Raw genomic sequence first — 17,321 nt, 5'->3', positions numbered from 1 at the left:
CGAACGCATTCCGCGTTTGTCGCGAGGGAAAACCGCTTCGCACTTTTCCGGATCATGCTCTAGCGCCGCACGATCGAGCCGACGCGCCCGACCAGCCGCGCCAATTGCTTGAAGCGGCTGCCGACGCGGTCGGCGACCAGATCCACCATCCGGTGCTCGAACACCAGCATCAGCTTGCGGCCCTGGGTGCGGAAATGGGTGGCCGGCAGCACGCCGGTGCGCGCCGCCGTGATCAGATGCGCGACGCGGAACGCGGCGCCGAGCACGCGGGCGCGCTCGTCCATCGCTGGCGTCACTAGCGCGCGGATCTGCGGCGGCGGCTCGTTCTCCTCGCTGAGGCCGGCGTAGCGATAGAACACCGAGAGCGCGACGAAGGCGCGCCCCTGATGCGTGATCGAGCCGAAATTGCCGTTCATGATCAGGCTGAGGGTTTCCTCGCCGCGATGATCGGGATGCACCCGCCAGCCGATATCGGAGAGCAGGCAGGCGACATGCCGCAGCCTGCGGTCTTCCTCGGTCTCGCGCAGCCTGACGACACGCACCAGCCGGTCGGTCCACGCCGTCAGCTCCTGGGCGTGGCGGGCCGAGCGCGACAGCAATTCATTGAGGTTCTGCGCGGCGCAGAGCAGCCCGTCCTTGGCGCGTTCGGCCGGAGGCAGCATCTCGTAGAGCAGGCCCTCGCGCACGCCGAAGGTCGAGAACACGATGGTCTTCGGCTGGGCCACGCGGATGATGTATTCGAGCACGAGCGCGGCGTAGGCCAATAGCGGCCGCCGCGCATCGGCGACCGACTCGATATTGGCCAGCATGTTGGTGGCCGCCAGCCGCCGCAGCCGCTGCGCGAAATCGAGCGCGTCGGCCGCCGGGATCGAATAGCCGTGCATCACCTTGAGCGGGTAGCCGCTCTGGATGATGTGAATGCGCGCCAGCGCACGCCAGGTGCCGCCGACCGCATAGAAGGTGCGGCCGCGGCCGGTCTTGAGCTGGGCGACGCCGAGCAGCTCGTTCTTGACGATGCGTTCGGCGCGCTTGAGCGATTTGTTCGAGAGGTCCTGCAGCGCGAGGCTGCCGAGCGGCAGCGTCACGCCGCTGCGCACGCGGTTGCCCTTGACGTCGATCAGTTCGAGCGAGCCGCCGCCGAGATCGCCGACGATGCCGTTCGGATTGTGCACGCCCGAGACGACGCCGAGCGCGGACAGTTTCGCTTCACGCGGCCCGGTGAGAATCTCGATCTTGGCGCCGCAGATGCGCTCGGCCTTGGCGATGAAGTCCGGACCGTTCTTGGCGTCGCGGCAGGCTGCGGTCGCGATCGCGTAGACGCGGCCGACCTGCTGGATTTTGCACAGCGCGCGAAAACGGCGCAGCGCGGTCAGCGCCTTATTGACGGCATCGGTTGCGAGCAGGCCGGTGCTCTGCACCTCGCGCCCGAGCCCGCACAGCGCCTTCTCGTTGAAGATGGTGATGAGGCTGCGCGCCATCGCCTCGTAAACCACGAGACGAACCGAGTTCGAGCCGATATCGATGACAGCGACGCTGGAAGCGCGCTTCCGCGGTCGCTTCACCGTAAGGCCCCCTTAAGACGATGGCTGCTGTCGCTCGTTGCGACGCGTGAGACGGCGCGGTGAAGATTCCTTGAGAGACTTACCACGGCCGGACAGACTCGGATTTGTCATGAAGTAGTCATGCAGATTGAAGGGCTCTTCGCCTTTCGCGGCCTTCATACGCGTTGACGATCCATCCGGCAACAATTGCCAGCTTTGCTCGGTGTCCTTCAGGTTCGCGACCATGATCTGTTCGAGAACCTGCTGATGCACCGTGGGATTTTGCAGCGGACAGAGAACCTCGACGCGGCGGTCGAGGTTCCGCGGCATCATGTCGGCGGACGAGATATACACAGCAGCTTTTGTGCTCGGCAGGCCTTGGCCCATGCCGAAGCAATAGATTCGGCCGTGTTCCAGGAACCGGCCGATCACCGATTTGACGCGGATGTTCTCGGACAGTCCCGGCAGCCCCGGCCGCAGGCAGCAGATGCCGCGCACCACGAGCTCGACCGAGACGCCGGCCTGCGAGGCCTCGTACAGCGCGTCGATGATATCAGGGTCGACCAGCGCGTTCATCTTCATCCAGACCGCGCCGGGCCGGCCGTGCTTGACGTGGGCGATCTCGCCGTGGATGTGCTCGATGATCCGCTTGCGCAGCGTCAGCGGCGACACCGCCATCTTCTCGATGTCGCTCGGCTCGGCATAGCCGGTGATGTAGTTGAAGACCCGCGCGACGTCGCGGCCGATGATCGGATCCGAGGTGAAGTAGGAGAGGTCGGTGTAGATGCGCGCGGTGACTGGATGGTAGTTGCCGGTGCCGGTGTGCACATAGGTGGTGAGATTGCCGCCCTCGCGGCGCACCACCATCGACAGCTTGGCATGCGTCTTCAATTCGATGAAGCCGTAGACCACCTGCACGCCGGCGCGTTCGAGGTCGCGGGCCCAGCGGATATTGGCTTCCTCGTCGAAGCGTGCCTTCAGCTCGATCAGCGCGGTCACCGACTTGCCGGCTTCGGCGGCCTCCGCCAGCGCGCGCACGATCGGCGAATTGTTCGAGGTGCGATAGAGCGTCTGCTTGATCGCGACCACGTCGGGATCGCGTGCCGCTTGTTGCAGGAACTGCACCACGACGTCGAAGGATTCGTAGGGGTGATGGACCACGAGGTCCTTCTGGCGGATGGCGGCGAAGATATCGCCGCCATGATCGCGCACCCGCTCGGGATGCCGCGGCACATAGGGCGGGAATTCGAGGTCGGGGCGATTGAGGCGAGTGAGCTGCGACAGCTCGTTCATCGCCAGCACGCCGTCGACCAGGATCACTTCGTCGTCGGCCGCCGACAAGGCGTGCTGCACGAAGATGCGCAGCTCTTCGGGCATCGTGGCCTCGATCTCGAGCCGGATCACCGACCCGCGGCGGCGGCGCTTGAGCGCGGTCTCGAACAGGCGAACGAGGTCTTCGGCCTCTTCCTCGATTTCGAGTTCGGAGTCCCTGATGATGCGGAATGCGCCCTGGCCCTTGACGGTGTAGCCGGGGAACAGGCGGCCGATGAACAGACCGGTTGCCTGCTCCAGCGTGATCAGCCGCGCCGGAGCGCCTTCCTTGGTGGAGGGGATGCGGATGAAGCGGTCGATCTTGCCGGGCATGCGGATCAGCGCGTTCATCGCCTTGCCGTCGGCGATCCGCGACAATTGCAGCGCTACCGTGAAGCCGAGATTCGGGATGAACGGGAAGGGATGCGCCGGGTCGATCGCCAGCGGCGTCAGCAGCGGGAAGATGTTGTGGAGGAAGTGATCCTCGATCCAGCTGCGCTCGGACCTGGTGACGTCGCGGCCGTCGACCAGCTGGATGCCGACCTTGGCCAGAATATCCCGCAGGTCGCTCCAGATCGCCTGCTGGTCGGAGGCGAGCTGCGAGACGGTCTTGTTGATCATCACAAGCTGCTCGGCCGGCAGCAGGCCGTCCGGACTGCGCTCGGTAATGCCCTCGCGGACCTGCGCCTTGATGCCGGCGACACGGACCATGAAGAACTCGTCGAGGTTATTCGCCGAAATCGACAGGAAGCGGACCCGCTCCAGCACGGGATGGCCGAGATTGACCGATTCCTCGAGCACCCGCCGGTTGAAATGCAGCCAGGAGAGCTCCCGGTTGATGAAGCGCTCGGGGCTGGTCGCGATTGCGGGAAGGGCGGGAAGTTCCGCCTCTTTTTCTTTGATTTCAGTAGCTTGTGCCGAGTCCATCAAGTGCTGGTCCAATTCAGGGCAGGGGCCGGGGCGGTCTAGCCGAGCGCCGCTGAAACCATGTGATATTGCGATGACGTTTCGATGACATTGATGTTCCGCTCGCCTGCGCCGTCAAGCCGCGGGGATGGATCAGGCATCGCGCAACAGCTCCGCCGCCAGCGCCCGTGTGACGGGACGGCCGAGCCGGAGTGCCTCGGTATCGAGCAGCTCGACCGCCTGCCGGACGGCAACGTAGGAACGCTCGATCCGGTTGCTCAGATAGCTGACGAGCGGTTCGTCCACGCTCATCTGGCGGTCGGCGCAGAACTTGACGATCAGGCCGCGGAACAGCTGGTCGTCCGGCGGCAGCAGCGTCACGGTCGGCACCGCACGGAGCCGCGACCGCAGGTCGCGCAATTCGATCTCGAACCCCGACGGCGGAACGCGCGCCGTGATCAGCACATAGGCATCGTCCTGGCGCGCCAGATTCATCAGATGAAACATCGCGCGCTCGTCGAAACCCGCCGGCCTCAGGTCCTCGACGACGAGCGCACCGGTCGCAAGCGCGGTCGGCACCGTGTCGGCGGTCAGCGCATGCGCCGCGGTCGAGCGCGCGCCGGCGGTCTCGGCCCAGATCGCGGCGAGGTGGCTTTTGCCGGAGCCGTCAGGCCCGACCAGCAGCATGATTCGGTTCGGCCAGTCGGGCCAGCCGTCGATCAGCGCCAGCGCGGCCTCATTGGCAGGGCCCTCGAGGAAATCGTCGCGGGTCAGCTTCTCCTCGTGCGGCAGGGCCAAGGCCAATTGACGAGGTTGAACGCTACTGGCCACACAAGTCTCCAAACCACTTTATTTTAGCCATGCGCAAACGCGTCGCGTTTGTCGCGGGAAAACCGGCTTCGACTTTTCCGGATCCCGCCTACCGAGCTTCGATCGTACTCATGTGCCGCACCCACTCCACGAGATAGAGGGACACCGAACCCAAAGTAAAGATCGTGACCAGGCCCATCAGGATCCAGTCGTAAGGATGCGGCTCGAAGCCGAAGCCGAGCGAGGCCAGCACCAGCGCCGCGAACGCGACCTGCGCCACCGTGTTCAGCTTCGACACCATCAGCGGCTTCATCTCGACCGGCTTGTCGAACAACCATGACACAATCACGGCGGAGACGATCATGATGTCGCGCGAGACCACGAGAATCACGATCCAGCGCGGCACCGCGCCCCAGATTCCGAGCGCGACATAGATCGACACCAGGAGCGCCTTGTCGGCGAGCGGATCGAGCAGGGCGCCGAGCTCGCTCGTCATGTTGAAGCGCTTGGCGAGGAAACCGTCGACCGCGTCCGAGACGCCGGCGATCACGAAGATCGCGAACGCAATCTCCATCTGGCTGGACACGATGGCCCAGACGATCACCGGCACCAGGATGATGCGGCCGAGGGTGATGATGTTCGGAATGCTCAACTTGAATCGCTTCCCGGCTAGAAGCCTGATTTTACTCGATATCCGGCTCTTTTGCGCAGCCGCCTTGTGTTATCTACATAGTATCGCGGCAGCGGCGCCGCGAGCCATTGCGCGGGGGCGGAATTCCTCGTAACCAGCCCCTGATCATCTGGAATTGGGCATGACCGAGCGCAAAAACGGGCTCACTTACGCGGATTCGGGTGTCGATATCGACGCCGGCAATCGACTGGTCGATCTGATCAAGCCGATGGTGCGGGCCACCGCGCGGCTTGGCGCGGACGCCGAGATCGGCGGTTTCGGCGGGCTGTTCGACCTCAAGGCCGCCGGCTTCAAGGATCCGGTCCTGGTGGCCGCGACCGATGGCGTCGGCACCAAGCTGAAGATCGCGATCGAGACCGGCATTCATGGCGGCATCGGCATCGATCTGGTCGCGATGTCGGTCAACGACCTCGTCGTGCAGGGCGCGGAACCGCTGTTCTTCCTCGACTATTTCGCCTGCGGCAAGCTGCACCCGGAGGCCACCGCGCAGATCGTCGCCGGCATCGCCGAGGGCTGCCGCGAATCCGGTTGCGCGCTGATCGGCGGCGAAACCGCGGAGATGCCCGGCCTCTACAAGGATGGCGATTACGACCTCGGCGGCTTCGCGGTCGGCGCGGCCGAGCGCGGCACGCTGCTGCCGACCGCGGATATCGCGGCGGGCGATGCCGTGATCGGGCTGGCTTCCTCCGGCGTGCACTCCAACGGCTATTCGCTGGTGCGCAAGATCGTCGAGCAGTCCGGCGTTGCCTATGACGCTCCGGCGCCGTTCGCGCCGGTCATGACGCTCGGCGCGGCGCTGCTGACGCCGACCAGGCTCTATGTGAAATCCTGCCTGCGCGCGATCCGCGAGACCGGCGCGGTGAAGGGGCTCGCCCACATCACCGGCGGCGGCTTCACCGACAACATTCCGCGCGTGCTGCCGAAGCATCTCGGCGTCGGCATCGATCTGGCGCGGCTGCCGGTGCTGCCGGTGTTCAAATGGCTGGCCGAGCAGGGCGGCATCGCCGAGCTCGAGCTGCTGCGCACCTTCAACTGCGGTATCGGCATGATCGCGATCGTCAAGGCTGATGCGGTCGACGCAGTGACCGAGGCCTTCACCGCCGGCGGCGAGACCGTGACGCTGCTCGGCGAGGTGATCGAGGCCAGTGGCGAGCATCGCGTGGTCTATAACGGTCATCTCGATCTCTCGCGATGAAGCGCCGCGTCGCCATCCTGATCTCCGGCCGCGGCTCCAACATGGCTGCGTTGATCGAGGCTGCGAGGGCGCAGGATTTCCCGGCCGAGATCGTGGCTGTGATCTCGAACCGCGCCGACGCTGCCGGGCTCGAAAGGGCGGCCGCGAGCGGCATTGCGACCATCGTCATCGAGAGCAAACCGTTCGGCAAGGACCGCGCCGGCTTCGAGGCCGTGCTGCAGCGCGCGCTTGACGACAGGCAGGTCGAGCTGATCTGCCTCGGCGGCTTCATGCGGCTGTTCACCGCCGAGTTCGTACGGCACTGGTACGGGCGGATGCTCAACATCCATCCCTCGCTGCTGCCGTGTTTTCCCGGCCTCGATCCGCACGGCCAGGCGTTGCGCGCAGGGGTCAAGCTGTCCGGAGCGACGGTGCATTTCGTGATCCCGGAGACCGACGCCGGACCGATCGTGATGCAGGGCGCGGTCACGGTCGCTGACGACGACACGGCCGAGACGCTCGCCGCGCGCGTGATCACCATCGAGCATCGCATCTATCCGGAGGCGCTGCGGCTTCTGGCAAGCGGCCGGCTCAAGCTCGAAGGCGACCACTGCAAGACGCTTGGGAGCGCGCCGACGGACAGCACGCTGATCGCGCCGGCGCCTTAGCGCGCGGTAGCAGCATGAGAGGTCCCCCGGGGTGATGCAGCCGGGGGAGGCGTCCGGATGAATTCCGCTGGCAGCGGCGTTCAGTGAACCTTGAGGTTCTCGGCCGACGCCTTGCCGCGGTTCTCCACCAGCTCGTACTCGACGGACTGGTTCTCGTTCAATGTGCTGAGGCCCGCGCGCTCGACCGCCGAGATGTGGACGAACACATCCTTGTCGCCGACGGCTGGCTTGATGAACCCGTAACCTTTGGTCGGGTTGAACCATTTGACGGTACCCTTCGGCATCGTCTCTCTCCCAGTTTAGACATAAAAAAGACGCGGCCACGTTTTCCACGTGCCACGCCACAAGCGGACTTTGCGCTGTCTGTTCACTTCCCGGGTCGTCAGATCCAAAGTCTTCAAGTCCGAAGTTTCGCCTCTCGAAGCCCTGTACATCGAAGCCTTGGATAGCAACGTCGCGAAACGCACAGTCGAACGGCCGCAATCCGATTGTGGAGGGATTGCAACACGAAAATTGCGCCTTAGCAAGCGCGGTGGTTTTGCGCGACGCAACCTCAGCCTGTGCCGGTCGAACTCCGGCGCAACGCGTTCGGCCACTGGCCGACTGCCGGTGGAACCTGGCGGGCACCAAGCGAACGGCGCGCGCTAGCCTCGGTCCACCCGCACCACGCGGCCCTTGTCGATCGCGAGCGCGAGCTGGCCGTGCTTGAGCTTGAGCGCGGCCTCGCCGAACAGTTCGCGCCGCCAGCCGTGCAGGGCGCCGACCTCGGCCTGATCGCTGGCCGCGATCTGCTCGAGATCGTCGACGGTGGCGATCACCTTGCTGGCGACGCCGTGCCGCTCCGAGGTCATGCGCAGCAGCACCTTCAACAGCTCGACGGTCGCCGCACCGTTGGAGTTGTTTCTCGGCTTTTCCAGCTTGGGCAGCGTCGCCTGATCGCGGGCGAGCCCGCGCTGCACGGCAGCAATGATGTCTGCGCCCCATTTGGAGCGCTCGAAGCCCTTCGGCAGCGAACGCAGATTGCCGAGCTTCTCCAGCGAGGTCGGCGCATGGGTGGCGATATCGCCGACCGCATCGTCCTTGAGCACGCGCGAGCGCGGCACGTCGCGGCTCTGCGCCTCCTGCTCGCGCCAGGCCGCGACCTCGATCAGCACCGCGAGCTCGCGCGGCTTGCGCACGCGGGTCTTGAGCCGCTCCCAGGCACGCTCGGGATGGAAGTCGTAGGTCTTCGGCGAGGTCAGGACCTCCATCTCCTCGCTGACCCAGTCGCTGCGGTCGCGCTTCTTCAGATCGGCGTCGAGCGCCGCGAACACTTCGCGCAGATGGGTCACGTCGGAGACGGCGTAATGCAGCTGCTCGTCGCTCAGCGGCCGGCGCGACCAGTCGGTGAAGCGATGGGTCTTGTCGGGGCGGTGGCCGGTGACGCGGTCGACGAGCTGGTCGTATGCGATGCTGTCGCCATAGCCGAGCACCATGGCGGCGACCTGGGTGTCGAAGATCGGATGCGGGATCGTGCCGGAGAGGTGCCAGACGATTTCGATGTCCTGCCGCGCGGCGTGGAATACCTTGAGCACAGCCTCGTTCGACATCAGGTCGAAGAACGGCTTGAGGTCGATGCCGGGTGCCAGCGCGTCGACCACGACGGCTTCTTCCGCGCTCGCCATCTGCACGACGCAGAGCAGCGGATAGTAGGTCGTCTCCCGCAGGAACTCGGTGTCGACAGTGATGACCTTGTGTTTGGCGAGCCGGTCGCAGGCGGCGGCGAGGTCGGAGGTCGTGCTAATCAAATCCATGAAGTGTCCATAACGGCTTGACCACACGCGTTCTGCCGAAAGGGCAGCTATGTCAAGGGTCTTGCAGGGATTTTGGCCCTGCGCGGGGTGAGGGACGGGCTATTTTTGAATTGATTGGGCGTGATTCGAGGGGGGTTCCGGCATGATCGGGCCGACAATTCGTCCGTCGTCCCGGCGGAGGGCCAGGACCCATAATCCTTCGAAATTAGCCGGCCGGGGGATCGCGGCCCCGGCCTCGCGTGGCAATCGGCACTTGGGATAATGGGCCCCGGCTCTCGCCAGGACGACATTGAGCGTGTGGCGCGGTCTGTGAGTCACACATCCACATCCTCGCGGCGCTGAAGCGTCCGAGTTATAGCGCGCAAAATCGAATGGCTTCGCGCGTCACTCCGTGGCTCGCCGGGCGCCTTTGTCGCGCCGAGTGCCGAACATGCAGGAGGTCGGATGATGGCGCCCGAGGAGGCGACCCTGGTTCGCCTACAGACTTGGCGAACGCCATCGCAGTCGGCGAAGGGCCAAAATACCAGCGCGTGCGCTATCTCGAATATCCGAGCGACCGAGCGCAGAGTGCGTCTTCGATCGGTCTGCTCCTTGTTTTCGCACTTTGTGAACGCGTCCAGTCTGGGGTAAACAAGCCCTTTGGCATCGTCGAACGAGGCCCATTGTCGCCAATGGCCCGCAGTCGGACGGATCACAATGCCGGAGAAACAGCCAGGCGCCGATATGGAGGCTGCTCTCAAGCACTGGCTCGAAACCGTTGATCTCGGCCAGTACAGCGACCTCTTTGTACTGCATCGCATCGGTTTGGACATCCTGCCCGATCTGACCGAGCAGGATCTGGTCGAACTTGGACTTCCGCTGGGAGATCGCAAGCGCTTGCAGCGCGCGGTTGCTTCCCTGACCGGTTCGGCAAAAGGTCCCGCCGGCGGCAGGAGCGTCGCGGAAGCCGCAGCGGTGAGCGCCGAGCGGCGCCAGCTGACCGTGATGTTCTGCGACATGGTCGGTTCGACCTCGCTGTCCGAGCAGTTCGATCCCGAAGACGTCCGCGACATGATCGCGAGCTTCAGGGAAAAGTGCGTTAGCGTGGTCAAGCGGTACGAAGGCTTCGCAGCCCGCTACCTCGGGGACGGCATTCTGGTCTATTTCGGCTATCCGAATGCGCATGAGGACGACGCCGAGCGGTCGGTGCGCGCGGCGCTCGAAATTGTACGGAGCCTGTCGTCGGCGAGAGCGAGTGACGCCCGCGACGTTGCAAGTCATGGGCCCAGTGTGCGCATCGGGATTGCGACAGGCCTTGTTGTCATCGGAGACCTGATTGGACAGGACACCGAGGAGCACGATTCCGCAGTCGGCGAGACGCCAAATCTGGCTGCCCGTCTGCAGGCCTTGGCGCCTCCAGACGGCGTCGTCATTGCGTCTTCGACGCAATCCCTGCTGAGAGGAAAGTTCGACTACCAGGACTTCGGATTTCATGCGCTGAAGGGGATATCCGCGAAGGCCCAGGCCTGGCTCGTGGTTCGGCCCTGCCGCGCCGAGACGCGATTTGCCGCAGCCATGGGCTCCAGATTGACGCCGCTGGTCAACCGCACCGAAGAGTTGGCGTTGCTGCTCACGCGTTGGCAACAAGCGAAAGCCCGCGAGGGGCAGGTGGTGCTGCTGACGGGCGAGCCGGGAATCGGAAAGTCCAGGATCGTCCAGGAATTGCGGGAGCGGATCGCAGGTGATCAGCAGGGACAAGTTTCGTTCCAGTGCTCTCCCTATTACAGCAGCACCGCTTTTCACCCCTTCATCGAGCACCTCAAATTCGCGCTCGGCCTTGACGGCGAGAACGCGTCTGCGCTTTGGCTGACAAAGCTTGAAGCTGGTGTCGCCGCCTCGAACGGCGAGGCGGACACAGTGGTGCCGATCCTTGCGGCGTTGCTTTCAATTCCCACCGGGGACCGCTACGCGGCCCTGGATCTCTCGCCGCAACAGCTGAAGGATGCGACGATTGCCACGCTCGTCAACCATCTGCTCGCGCAAGCGCGCGAGCAACCGCTCCTGATCGATTTTGAGGACGCACATTGGATCGATCCCACCTCGCGGGCCGTGCTCGATCGGCTGGTGGAGAACGTCCGCAACACGTTGATCCTCGTCGTGATCACCTCTCGTCCGGAGTTTCAGCCGGGTTGGAAGGATCGCGCGCACACCGTCAGTGCGAACCTCAAGCGTCTCGGCCGACAGGTCCGCACGATATTGGTCGAACGTGTGGCTGGAGAAAAGGAGCTTCCCAGAGAGGTGATTGAGGACATCATTGTCAAAACCGATGGCGTGCCGCTCTTCCTTGAAGAGCTGACCAAGGCCGTTCTCGAATCCGACGTCTTGACTGAGCAACATGGACGCTACGTCTTGTCCGGTCCGTGGCATCAGCTCGCTATCCCCGCGACGTTGAACGATTCCCTGATGGCCCGCCTCGACCGGATGGGATCGTTCAAGAAAATCGCACAGATCGGTGCCACCATCGGCCGCGAGTTCTCTTATGAGATCCTTCGCGAGGTTGCCGAGGCACCGGCGGACCAGATCGAAGCCGCCCTGAACCATCTGGAGGCAGCCGGATTGATCGTCCGCTTCGGCTTTCTGCCGGAGGCGCTCTACTCGTTCAAGCACGTGATGATCCAGAATGCGGCGCATGAAAGCTTGTTGCACAGGGAACGAAGGACGCTGCACGCCAGGATCGCACGCGTACTGGCCGAAAAATATCCGGAAAAGATCGAGCGCGAGCCGGAGCTTCTCGCCTACCACCTGACCGAGTCCGGCCAAAGCGAGCCGGCTGCGGGTTTCTGGCTCAAGGCCGGAAAGCAGGCCGCGATGAAGGGCGCTACTCTGGAGGCGATCGGTCATCTGCGTCGTGGGCTCGGGGTTCTGCAAGCCTCACCCGGCATGCAGGGCCGAAACGAGTCCGAGCTTGAGCTTCGCATCGCCCTGGGCACCGCCCTGATCGCGGCAAAGGGATACGCCGTCCAGGAAGTCGAGGAGAACTATGTTCGCGCGCTCGAACTCGGCCGGCATCTTGACAACACGGCAAAGGTCTTTGCGGCGACGCGCGGACTTTGGGTGTGCCACTTTATCCGCGGGGATCTCGCACGAGCGCATGAGCTGAGCGCGGAGCTGCTGCAGTTCGCAAGGCGCGAGGCATCGAACCGAGGATCGTCCGCGACGCAACAGACGGGATATCTGATCGAGGCGCATCGGGCGATTGCGATGACCATGCTGTACCGCGGGCGGTTTGTCGCCGCCGAACATCACCTTCATCGCTTCAGGAATCTGTACAGTCCTGATCTACACGGCGCCCTGACGGCAACGCATGGCATCCATCCTGGCATCGTCTCGCTCTCGTATCTCGGGTACGTCTCGTGGTTTCTGGGCCGTCCTGACGCGGCGCGCCGACATAGCCAGCAGGCTATTTCGGAAGCGGAAGACCTTCGTCACCCCTTCACGCTGTCGTTTGCGTTGACGTTCGGCGCTTACGTTTGCCAGCATCTCCGCGATGTCGAAGGGACCCACGATTACACCAACAGGGCGCTAGCCCTCTCATCGGAACACGGCTTCCTGCATTGGAAGCATCAGACAACCATCCTGCGAGGATGGGCGATGACGGAGCTTGGGAATGTCGATGAGGGGTTGAACCAGATGCGAATGGGTATCGACGGCTACGAGGGGATGAGCGCCTGGCTCGCCAGTTGCTGGTTCAGGAGCCTGCTCGCGAAGGCTTATGCAAGTGCCGGCTTGCCGGATGCTGCCTTGCACGAACTCGACGGCGCATCGGCGATCGGGAGAAAAACGGGAGAGCATTTTTACGAAGCCGAGATCTATCGTCTGCAAGGTGAGATGACGCTCAATTACGCGAAATCATCGTCCGTCGAATCCGCCGAGCGAATGTTCCTCGCCTCGATCGAGCTCGCGCGCGGGCAAAGCGCGCGGTCCTTTGAATTGCGGTCAGCTGTCAGCCTGGCGCGCCTTTGGCGACATTCCGGCAAACAGGCGCGAGCGGCTGAGCTGTTGCTACCCGTCGTCCGAACGTTCACGGAAGGTCTATCTACGCCCGACGTCAAGGAAGCGCTCGAGCTGGCGCATGAACTGGCAATGGAAATGCCCGGAGATCATGAATGGAGCGGGCGGGTCTAAGGATCCCGAGGTGCCCCCGGGCGCCATACGCCCGCTTGCGCCTGACCGTCGTCACCACGCATCGCAGATGAATGACGGTGTTCGCCTCGGCCCAAGGTTCGCGACGGCGGCAACGTCGGGTTCCGGCGGTTTGCGCCGGATTGATCAGCGGTTGGCGATGCTGCTGGCTTCGATTGGCGGGGCAACGTCGTCCCGATCGATCCGCGCTTCACCCGCGCGAATGCGCGACGGCCAGCCGTGGCGGGAGGCCAGCATCGTCAGTCCGTCCCTGACGAGATAGTGCGCGGGACCTTCGAGGAAGCGCCAGACGAACCACGCCAGCACAACCATGCCCGCGACCACGAGCGCGGTCGACAGCGCGTCCGGCGTTGGCGTGATCAAGAGCAGGATGACGTAGCCGAGCTGCAGGTGCAGCAGATAGAGCGGGTAGGTGATGCCGCCGACGGCCCTGATGAGGCTTTCCGGCAGGGCGACGGACTTGACGCGGGTGGCGGCGAACACGATGCCGAGCGAGACGATGCAGATCGCCGTCACCACCATGGGATCGAAGCTGCCATGGGTGTGGACGCCGAGCCGCTCCAGCTTGTGCACGGCCTGGAACGTCGCCGTGCCCATCGCGAGCGACAGCAGGCTGTACAGCCTGCTGTCGCGCCGTCCGCGGTAATGCTCATAGATCAGGAGGCCGACGGCGAAGAAGCCGCTATCGTCGGCCATGAACAGTTTCTCGAACAGGGGGATGTCGAGGGTCAGCTCGTTGGCGAAGGTGATCGCAATCCATGCCACGATGATCGTGTCGATCCGCCGTGGGAAGATGCCCCAGGCCAGGAATAGCGCGACCCAGGCGTAAAACACCACCTCGATCACCAGCGACCAATAGGCGTCGTCCATGTAGGGCTGACCGAGCATCGGGGCTGCGATCAACAGGTTTGCCAGCCATTGTCCCCACGTCACGTGAAAGTACGCGTGGCCCAGCAGCAGCGTCGCGAGGAAGGTCAGCGTCATGCAGATGACGAAGGTCGGGTAGATGCGGCTGAAGCGGGCGATTGCAAAGCCGATCGGCGTACGGCCTTCGGCGGAATAGGCAATGACGAAGCCAGAGATCGCGAAGAACACGGGAACGCCCAGGAAGCCGTATTGCGCGATCGGGGCGAGGTACGGCAACGCCACTTGCTGAACGCCGTGCGACGCGGTGCCCCAGAAGCCGTAGTGATACAGGATCACGGCTCCGACCGCGGCGAGCCGCAGCAGGTCCAGCACGGGAACCCGGGTCGGATCCGGTTGTTTAGAAACGCTCGGCATATATCCGCCATTGTGGCGGCGAGGCATGAAGGCGTTCTTAATCCGCCCGGCGAAACGACCGCGCGATCGTTCACGATTGCAGGAGCCCCGTGGCGATGCCGGCGGCCGCGCTGAGCACAACCACCACGAGCGGCGGCGCGCGCCACGCCGTGAGCAGGACGAAGCCGGCCAGCGCGATGCCGAAATCGAGCGGACGGTGCACGCTGCTGGTCCACACCGGATTGTAGAGCGCGGCCCCCAGAATGCCGACGACGGCGGCGTTGACGCCGCGCATCATCGCCTGCGCCGCCGGCCGTTTGCGAAAGCGATCCCAGAACGGCAGCGCCCCGAGCAGGACGAGAATTCCCGGCAGGAAAATGCCGACGAGGCCGACGATCGCGCCCGGCATGCCGCCGATCACGGCGCCGAGATAGGCGGCAAAGGTGAATAGCGGGCCCGGCACCGCCTGAGCGGCGCCGTAGCCGGTCAGGAATGCATCGTCGCCGATCCAGCCCGGCGTCACCACGGCTTCGCGCAGCAGCGGCAGCACGACGTGGCCGCCGCCGAACACCAGCGCGCCCGAGCGGTAGAAGGCTTCGAACAGGCCGAGCCCGGGCCATGTCCGCGACAGCAGCGGCAGTCCGACCAACAGCGCGACGAACAGGATCAGCGCTGCGACGCCAACGCGGCGCGATACCGGCATCGCGATATGGGTGACGCCGTTGGCCTGTTGCGCCCGGCAGAACCAAAGCCCGGCGATGGCGCCGAGAACGATGGCGCCGATCTGCGCGATCGACGACGAACTGGCGAGGATGACGAGTGCCGCGACGGTCGCGATCGAGGCGCGTTCGCGGTCGGGGCAGAGCGAGCGCGCCATGCCCCAGACGGCCTGGGCGACGATCGCCACCGCAACCAGCTTGAGGCCGTGCACCAGGCCGGTACCCGCAGGGCCGCTCAATCCGCTGGCGCCGAAGGCAAACAGCACCAGCGCGATCGCCGAGGGCAGCGTGAATCCGGTCCAGGCCGCCAGCGCCCCCAGGTACCCCGCGCGCATCAGGCCGAGCGAAAAGCCGACCTGGCTGCTCGCAGGTCCCGGCAGGAATTGGCAGAGCGCGACCAGATCCGCATAGGCCTGCTCGTCAAGCCAGCGCCGGCGGGTGACGAACTCGTCGCGGAAATAGCCGATATGAGCGATCGGGCCGCCGAAGCAGCTGACGCCGAGCTTGAAGAAGATGAGCAGCACCTCCAGCGGCGAGTGCGCTGAGCTCGCGGTGGCGGGCGGTGTGCCAGGCTGGGGGACGTCGGTGTCGTTCAAGCGTCATCATTCCCTGACTGCGTCCCAAGGTCAGGACTCATCAGGGCCAGCATATCGCCATTCGATGACGTTTGAGGGCGCTATTTCTCGCTGTCCTCAGCCAGTTCAACCGAGAGCCGATGTGTGCGGCTCACTCGTAGCGCATGTTCTTCGACGGTCGGCGCGCCGCGGGCATCGCCAGCACGACGAGACACAGCGCGATCAGCGCCAATCCCACAAATTCAAATGCAAATGCGTCCACGGGCCATTCTCCCCATTAGCAACAGTTAGACTTGTTGGTGGAGCGTTGACGCGCTGTTAAGCCTTATGGTTACCGCAGCCGGCCTCGGCGCATGGTGGAGGGTGAGTTAACGCTCACATGCGCCGTGGAATGGGGACCCCATCCTGCTGCGGCCACGGCGTTACGCGGCGAGGGCGTCCTGGTTGATCTCGCCCTTGGCGAGCGCCGTCAGCAGCGTGTCGACGTGCCGCTCTTCGTCGAGACTGTCGTGCAAGAGCCGCTGGTCGTCGCGCAGATTGAGCTGACCGGCGAGGGCGGCCGCGCTGCCATAGGCGGCGATCTCGTAATGCTCGAGCTTCTGCGCCGACGCGACGAGGCCGGCATCGCGCAAATTGTCGTCGGGCAGCAGCGAGACCATCTTGGCGGTCTCGTGGATCAGCGCCTGCATGGCCTGGTCGGTGTGCTCCAGCGGATCGGCGCCGTGCATCCGCAGCAGCGATTTCAACCGCTCGCCCTGCACGATGGTCTCGCGGTGATGGCGGCTGAACGCATCCTTGAGCGACGGATGCGAAGCGATCTCCGCCATCCGCGCCAGCGCCACGGCGAGCTGCTCCTCGACGCTTGCGAGCTCCTGAAGCTCGGCGACATACATGTCCTTGAAGCTGGTGATCCTCATCGTGAAATCCTTCTTGTTTCGGCGTTCAGGCGCTATGGCCGCCGGAACCGGAATCGATCGGCGTTTTCTTGGCACGTTGTGGCGTCATCTTCGCCGGGTCCGGTTGCCCGGGCACGCCGCGCGGCCCGAGTTGCTGGCGCTGCATATCGTCCTCGGAGAAGGGCGGCTCGACGCCGTTCGGGTTGCTGCGCTCGATCGCGGTTTTCAGGTCGTCATCGCGCTGGTTCATGCTGGCGCTCCATCATCTCGGCGGCACGGAACCTGGATCGGACGAGGTCGCACGTTCCGCGCTGCCCGGCCAACGATGTGCGCGCGAAATCGTTGCAAACAAATCAGGGGCGCGACGCCACGCCACCAGCCGGGATGCACAGGATGGAGGGCCAACGGGAGCTGCGCGAGCGGCGATCGCTTGGGCGTACTTGGGCGTGGACCCGGCCTTTTCTTGCTCGCCGTTTGGTTGTTGTCTGGCATCATAGTTGAGCGAGACGGGTCGATGTCCATTGTTGGAGCGTCGATGCCCGATTGAAGCGCACGTCTATTTTGGGATGGCAGATGAATTCCCCGACGGTTCGCATTGTAGCCACGCCGAGAACGGCTCAGTGGATCAAGAGTTCGTATGACGCCTATTTTCGCGCCGTGACCAAGACGGAAATTCCTGTCCTGTCCGGACGAACTGAAGCCAAATCGGGCAGATGATACCAACGATCGTCTTTGGGTGATTACCGTGCGGGATCCCTCGTACGATCATATCATCGATTGGCACACATGACCGCA

13 protein-coding genes are annotated in these 17,321 nt (G+C 64.3%); 3 read left to right on the top strand and 10 right to left on the bottom strand.

What is annotated here, in order from left to right; genetic code table 11:
• Positions 1-59: 59 nt before the first annotated feature.
• From ppx to E2I15_RS08735, 4 genes are all read right to left on the bottom strand, one after another.
• Complete coding sequence (ppx, locus tag E2I15_RS08750) at positions 60-1,562, bottom strand: exopolyphosphatase (RefSeq protein ID WP_018271308.1); 1,503 nt, start codon at positions 1,560-1,562, stop codon at positions 60-62.
• A 12-nt stretch (positions 1,563-1,574) separates the two neighbouring features.
• Positions 1,575-3,779 carry an RNA degradosome polyphosphate kinase gene (locus E2I15_RS08745; protein ID WP_137482761.1) on the bottom strand — a complete coding sequence of 735 codons (2,205 nt, stop codon included), beginning with the start codon at positions 3,777-3,779 and terminating at the stop codon, positions 1,575-1,577.
• Positions 3,780-3,911: 132 nt separating this feature from the next.
• Complete coding sequence (locus tag E2I15_RS08740; RefSeq protein WP_137482760.1) at positions 3,912-4,589, bottom strand: P-loop NTPase family protein; 678 nt, start codon at positions 4,587-4,589, stop codon at positions 3,912-3,914.
• 88 nt (positions 4,590-4,677) lie between these two features.
• On the bottom strand, positions 4,678-5,220 hold the full coding sequence (locus tag E2I15_RS08735; RefSeq protein ID WP_016847415.1) for a CDP-alcohol phosphatidyltransferase family protein: 543 nt from the start codon (positions 5,218-5,220) through the stop codon (positions 4,678-4,680).
• Between the two features lie 160 nt (positions 5,221-5,380).
• Here E2I15_RS08735 and purM point away from each other — a divergent pair, with 160 nt between their 5' ends.
• Together purM and purN are read left to right on the top strand one after the other, a co-directional pair.
• Positions 5,381-6,454 (top strand): phosphoribosylformylglycinamidine cyclo-ligase, encoded by a 1,074-nt coding sequence (purM, locus tag E2I15_RS08730; protein WP_137482759.1) that lies wholly within the window; start codon positions 5,381-5,383, stop codon positions 6,452-6,454.
• Positions 6,451-7,101: a phosphoribosylglycinamide formyltransferase gene (gene purN / locus E2I15_RS08725; RefSeq protein ID WP_137482758.1), complete on the top strand. Its 651-nt coding sequence runs from the start codon at positions 6,451-6,453 to the stop codon at positions 7,099-7,101. Before purM ends, purN begins: the two co-directional genes overlap by 4 nt.
• Positions 7,102-7,181: 80 nt before the next feature.
• On the opposite strand, the gene E2I15_RS08720 is transcribed toward purN, so the two are convergent.
• Together E2I15_RS08720 and rnd are read right to left on the bottom strand one after the other, a co-directional pair.
• Positions 7,182-7,385, bottom strand: a complete 204-nt coding sequence (locus E2I15_RS08720; RefSeq protein WP_016847412.1) for a cold-shock protein — start codon at positions 7,383-7,385, stop codon at positions 7,182-7,184.
• A gap of 360 nt (positions 7,386-7,745) precedes the next feature.
• Positions 7,746-8,894: a ribonuclease D gene (gene rnd / locus E2I15_RS08715; protein WP_018271312.1), complete on the bottom strand. Its 1,149-nt coding sequence runs from the start codon at positions 8,892-8,894 to the stop codon at positions 7,746-7,748.
• 696 nt (positions 8,895-9,590) lie between these two features.
• On the opposite strand from rnd, the gene E2I15_RS08710 reads away from it, so the two are divergent.
• On the top strand, positions 9,591-13,058 hold the full coding sequence (locus tag E2I15_RS08710; protein WP_137482757.1) for an ATP-binding protein: 3,468 nt from the start codon (positions 9,591-9,593) through the stop codon (positions 13,056-13,058).
• 144 nt (positions 13,059-13,202) lie between these two features.
• Here E2I15_RS08710 and E2I15_RS08705 read toward each other — a convergent pair whose 3' ends face one another.
• The 4 genes from E2I15_RS08705 to E2I15_RS08690 all read right to left on the bottom strand — a co-directional run bounded on the left by E2I15_RS08705 (position 13,203) and on the right by E2I15_RS08690 (position 16,776).
• Entirely contained in the window at positions 13,203-14,357 is a 1,155-nt protein-coding gene (locus E2I15_RS08705) for an acyltransferase family protein (RefSeq protein WP_155262280.1), read from the bottom strand.
• Between the two features lie 70 nt (positions 14,358-14,427).
• The gene (chrA, locus tag E2I15_RS08700; RefSeq protein WP_210241906.1) at positions 14,428-15,651 is read right to left on the bottom strand and encodes a chromate efflux transporter; all 1,224 of its coding nucleotides are present in this window, start codon (positions 15,649-15,651) and stop codon (positions 14,428-14,430) included.
• 401 nt (positions 15,652-16,052) lie between these two features.
• Positions 16,053-16,547 (bottom strand): YciE/YciF ferroxidase family protein, encoded by a 495-nt coding sequence (locus E2I15_RS08695; protein ID WP_137482756.1) that lies wholly within the window; start codon positions 16,545-16,547, stop codon positions 16,053-16,055.
• A 25-nt stretch (positions 16,548-16,572) separates the two neighbouring features.
• Complete coding sequence (locus E2I15_RS08690) at positions 16,573-16,776, bottom strand: hypothetical protein (RefSeq protein WP_137482755.1); 204 nt, start codon at positions 16,774-16,776, stop codon at positions 16,573-16,575.
• Between the last annotated feature and the right edge of the window lie 545 nt (positions 16,777-17,321).

Origin of the sequence: Bradyrhizobium sp. BR2003 (genome assembly GCF_009720285.1) — a bacterium.
Taxonomy (GTDB): domain Bacteria; phylum Pseudomonadota; class Alphaproteobacteria; order Rhizobiales; family Xanthobacteraceae; genus Bradyrhizobium; species Bradyrhizobium elkanii.
The sequence above is the reverse complement of the archived record's forward strand: the minus strand, read 5'-3'. Positions and strand labels throughout refer to the sequence as shown.

Coding starts and splice junctions, on each gene's coding strand:
- E2I15_RS08745 (WP_137482761.1), bottom strand. CDS start 3,779: ATGGACTCGGCACAAGCTACTGAAATCAAAGAAAAAGAGGCGGAACTT.
- purM (WP_137482759.1), top strand. CDS start 5,381: ATGACCGAGCGCAAAAACGGGCTCACTTACGCGGATTCGGGTGTCGAT.
- purN (WP_137482758.1), top strand. CDS start 6,451: ATGAAGCGCCGCGTCGCCATCCTGATCTCCGGCCGCGGCTCCAACATG.
- E2I15_RS08720 (WP_016847412.1), bottom strand. CDS start 7,385: ATGCCGAAGGGTACCGTCAAATGGTTCAACCCGACCAAAGGTTACGGG.
- rnd (WP_018271312.1), bottom strand. CDS start 8,894: ATGGATTTGATTAGCACGACCTCCGACCTCGCCGCCGCCTGCGACCGG.
- E2I15_RS08710 (WP_137482757.1), top strand. CDS start 9,591: ATGCCGGAGAAACAGCCAGGCGCCGATATGGAGGCTGCTCTCAAGCAC.
- E2I15_RS08705 (WP_155262280.1), bottom strand. CDS start 14,357: ATGCCGAGCGTTTCTAAACAACCGGATCCGACCCGGGTTCCCGTGCTG.
- E2I15_RS08695 (WP_137482756.1), bottom strand. CDS start 16,547: ATGAGGATCACCAGCTTCAAGGACATGTATGTCGCCGAGCTTCAGGAG.
- E2I15_RS08690 (WP_137482755.1), bottom strand. CDS start 16,776: ATGAACCAGCGCGATGACGACCTGAAAACCGCGATCGAGCGCAGCAAC.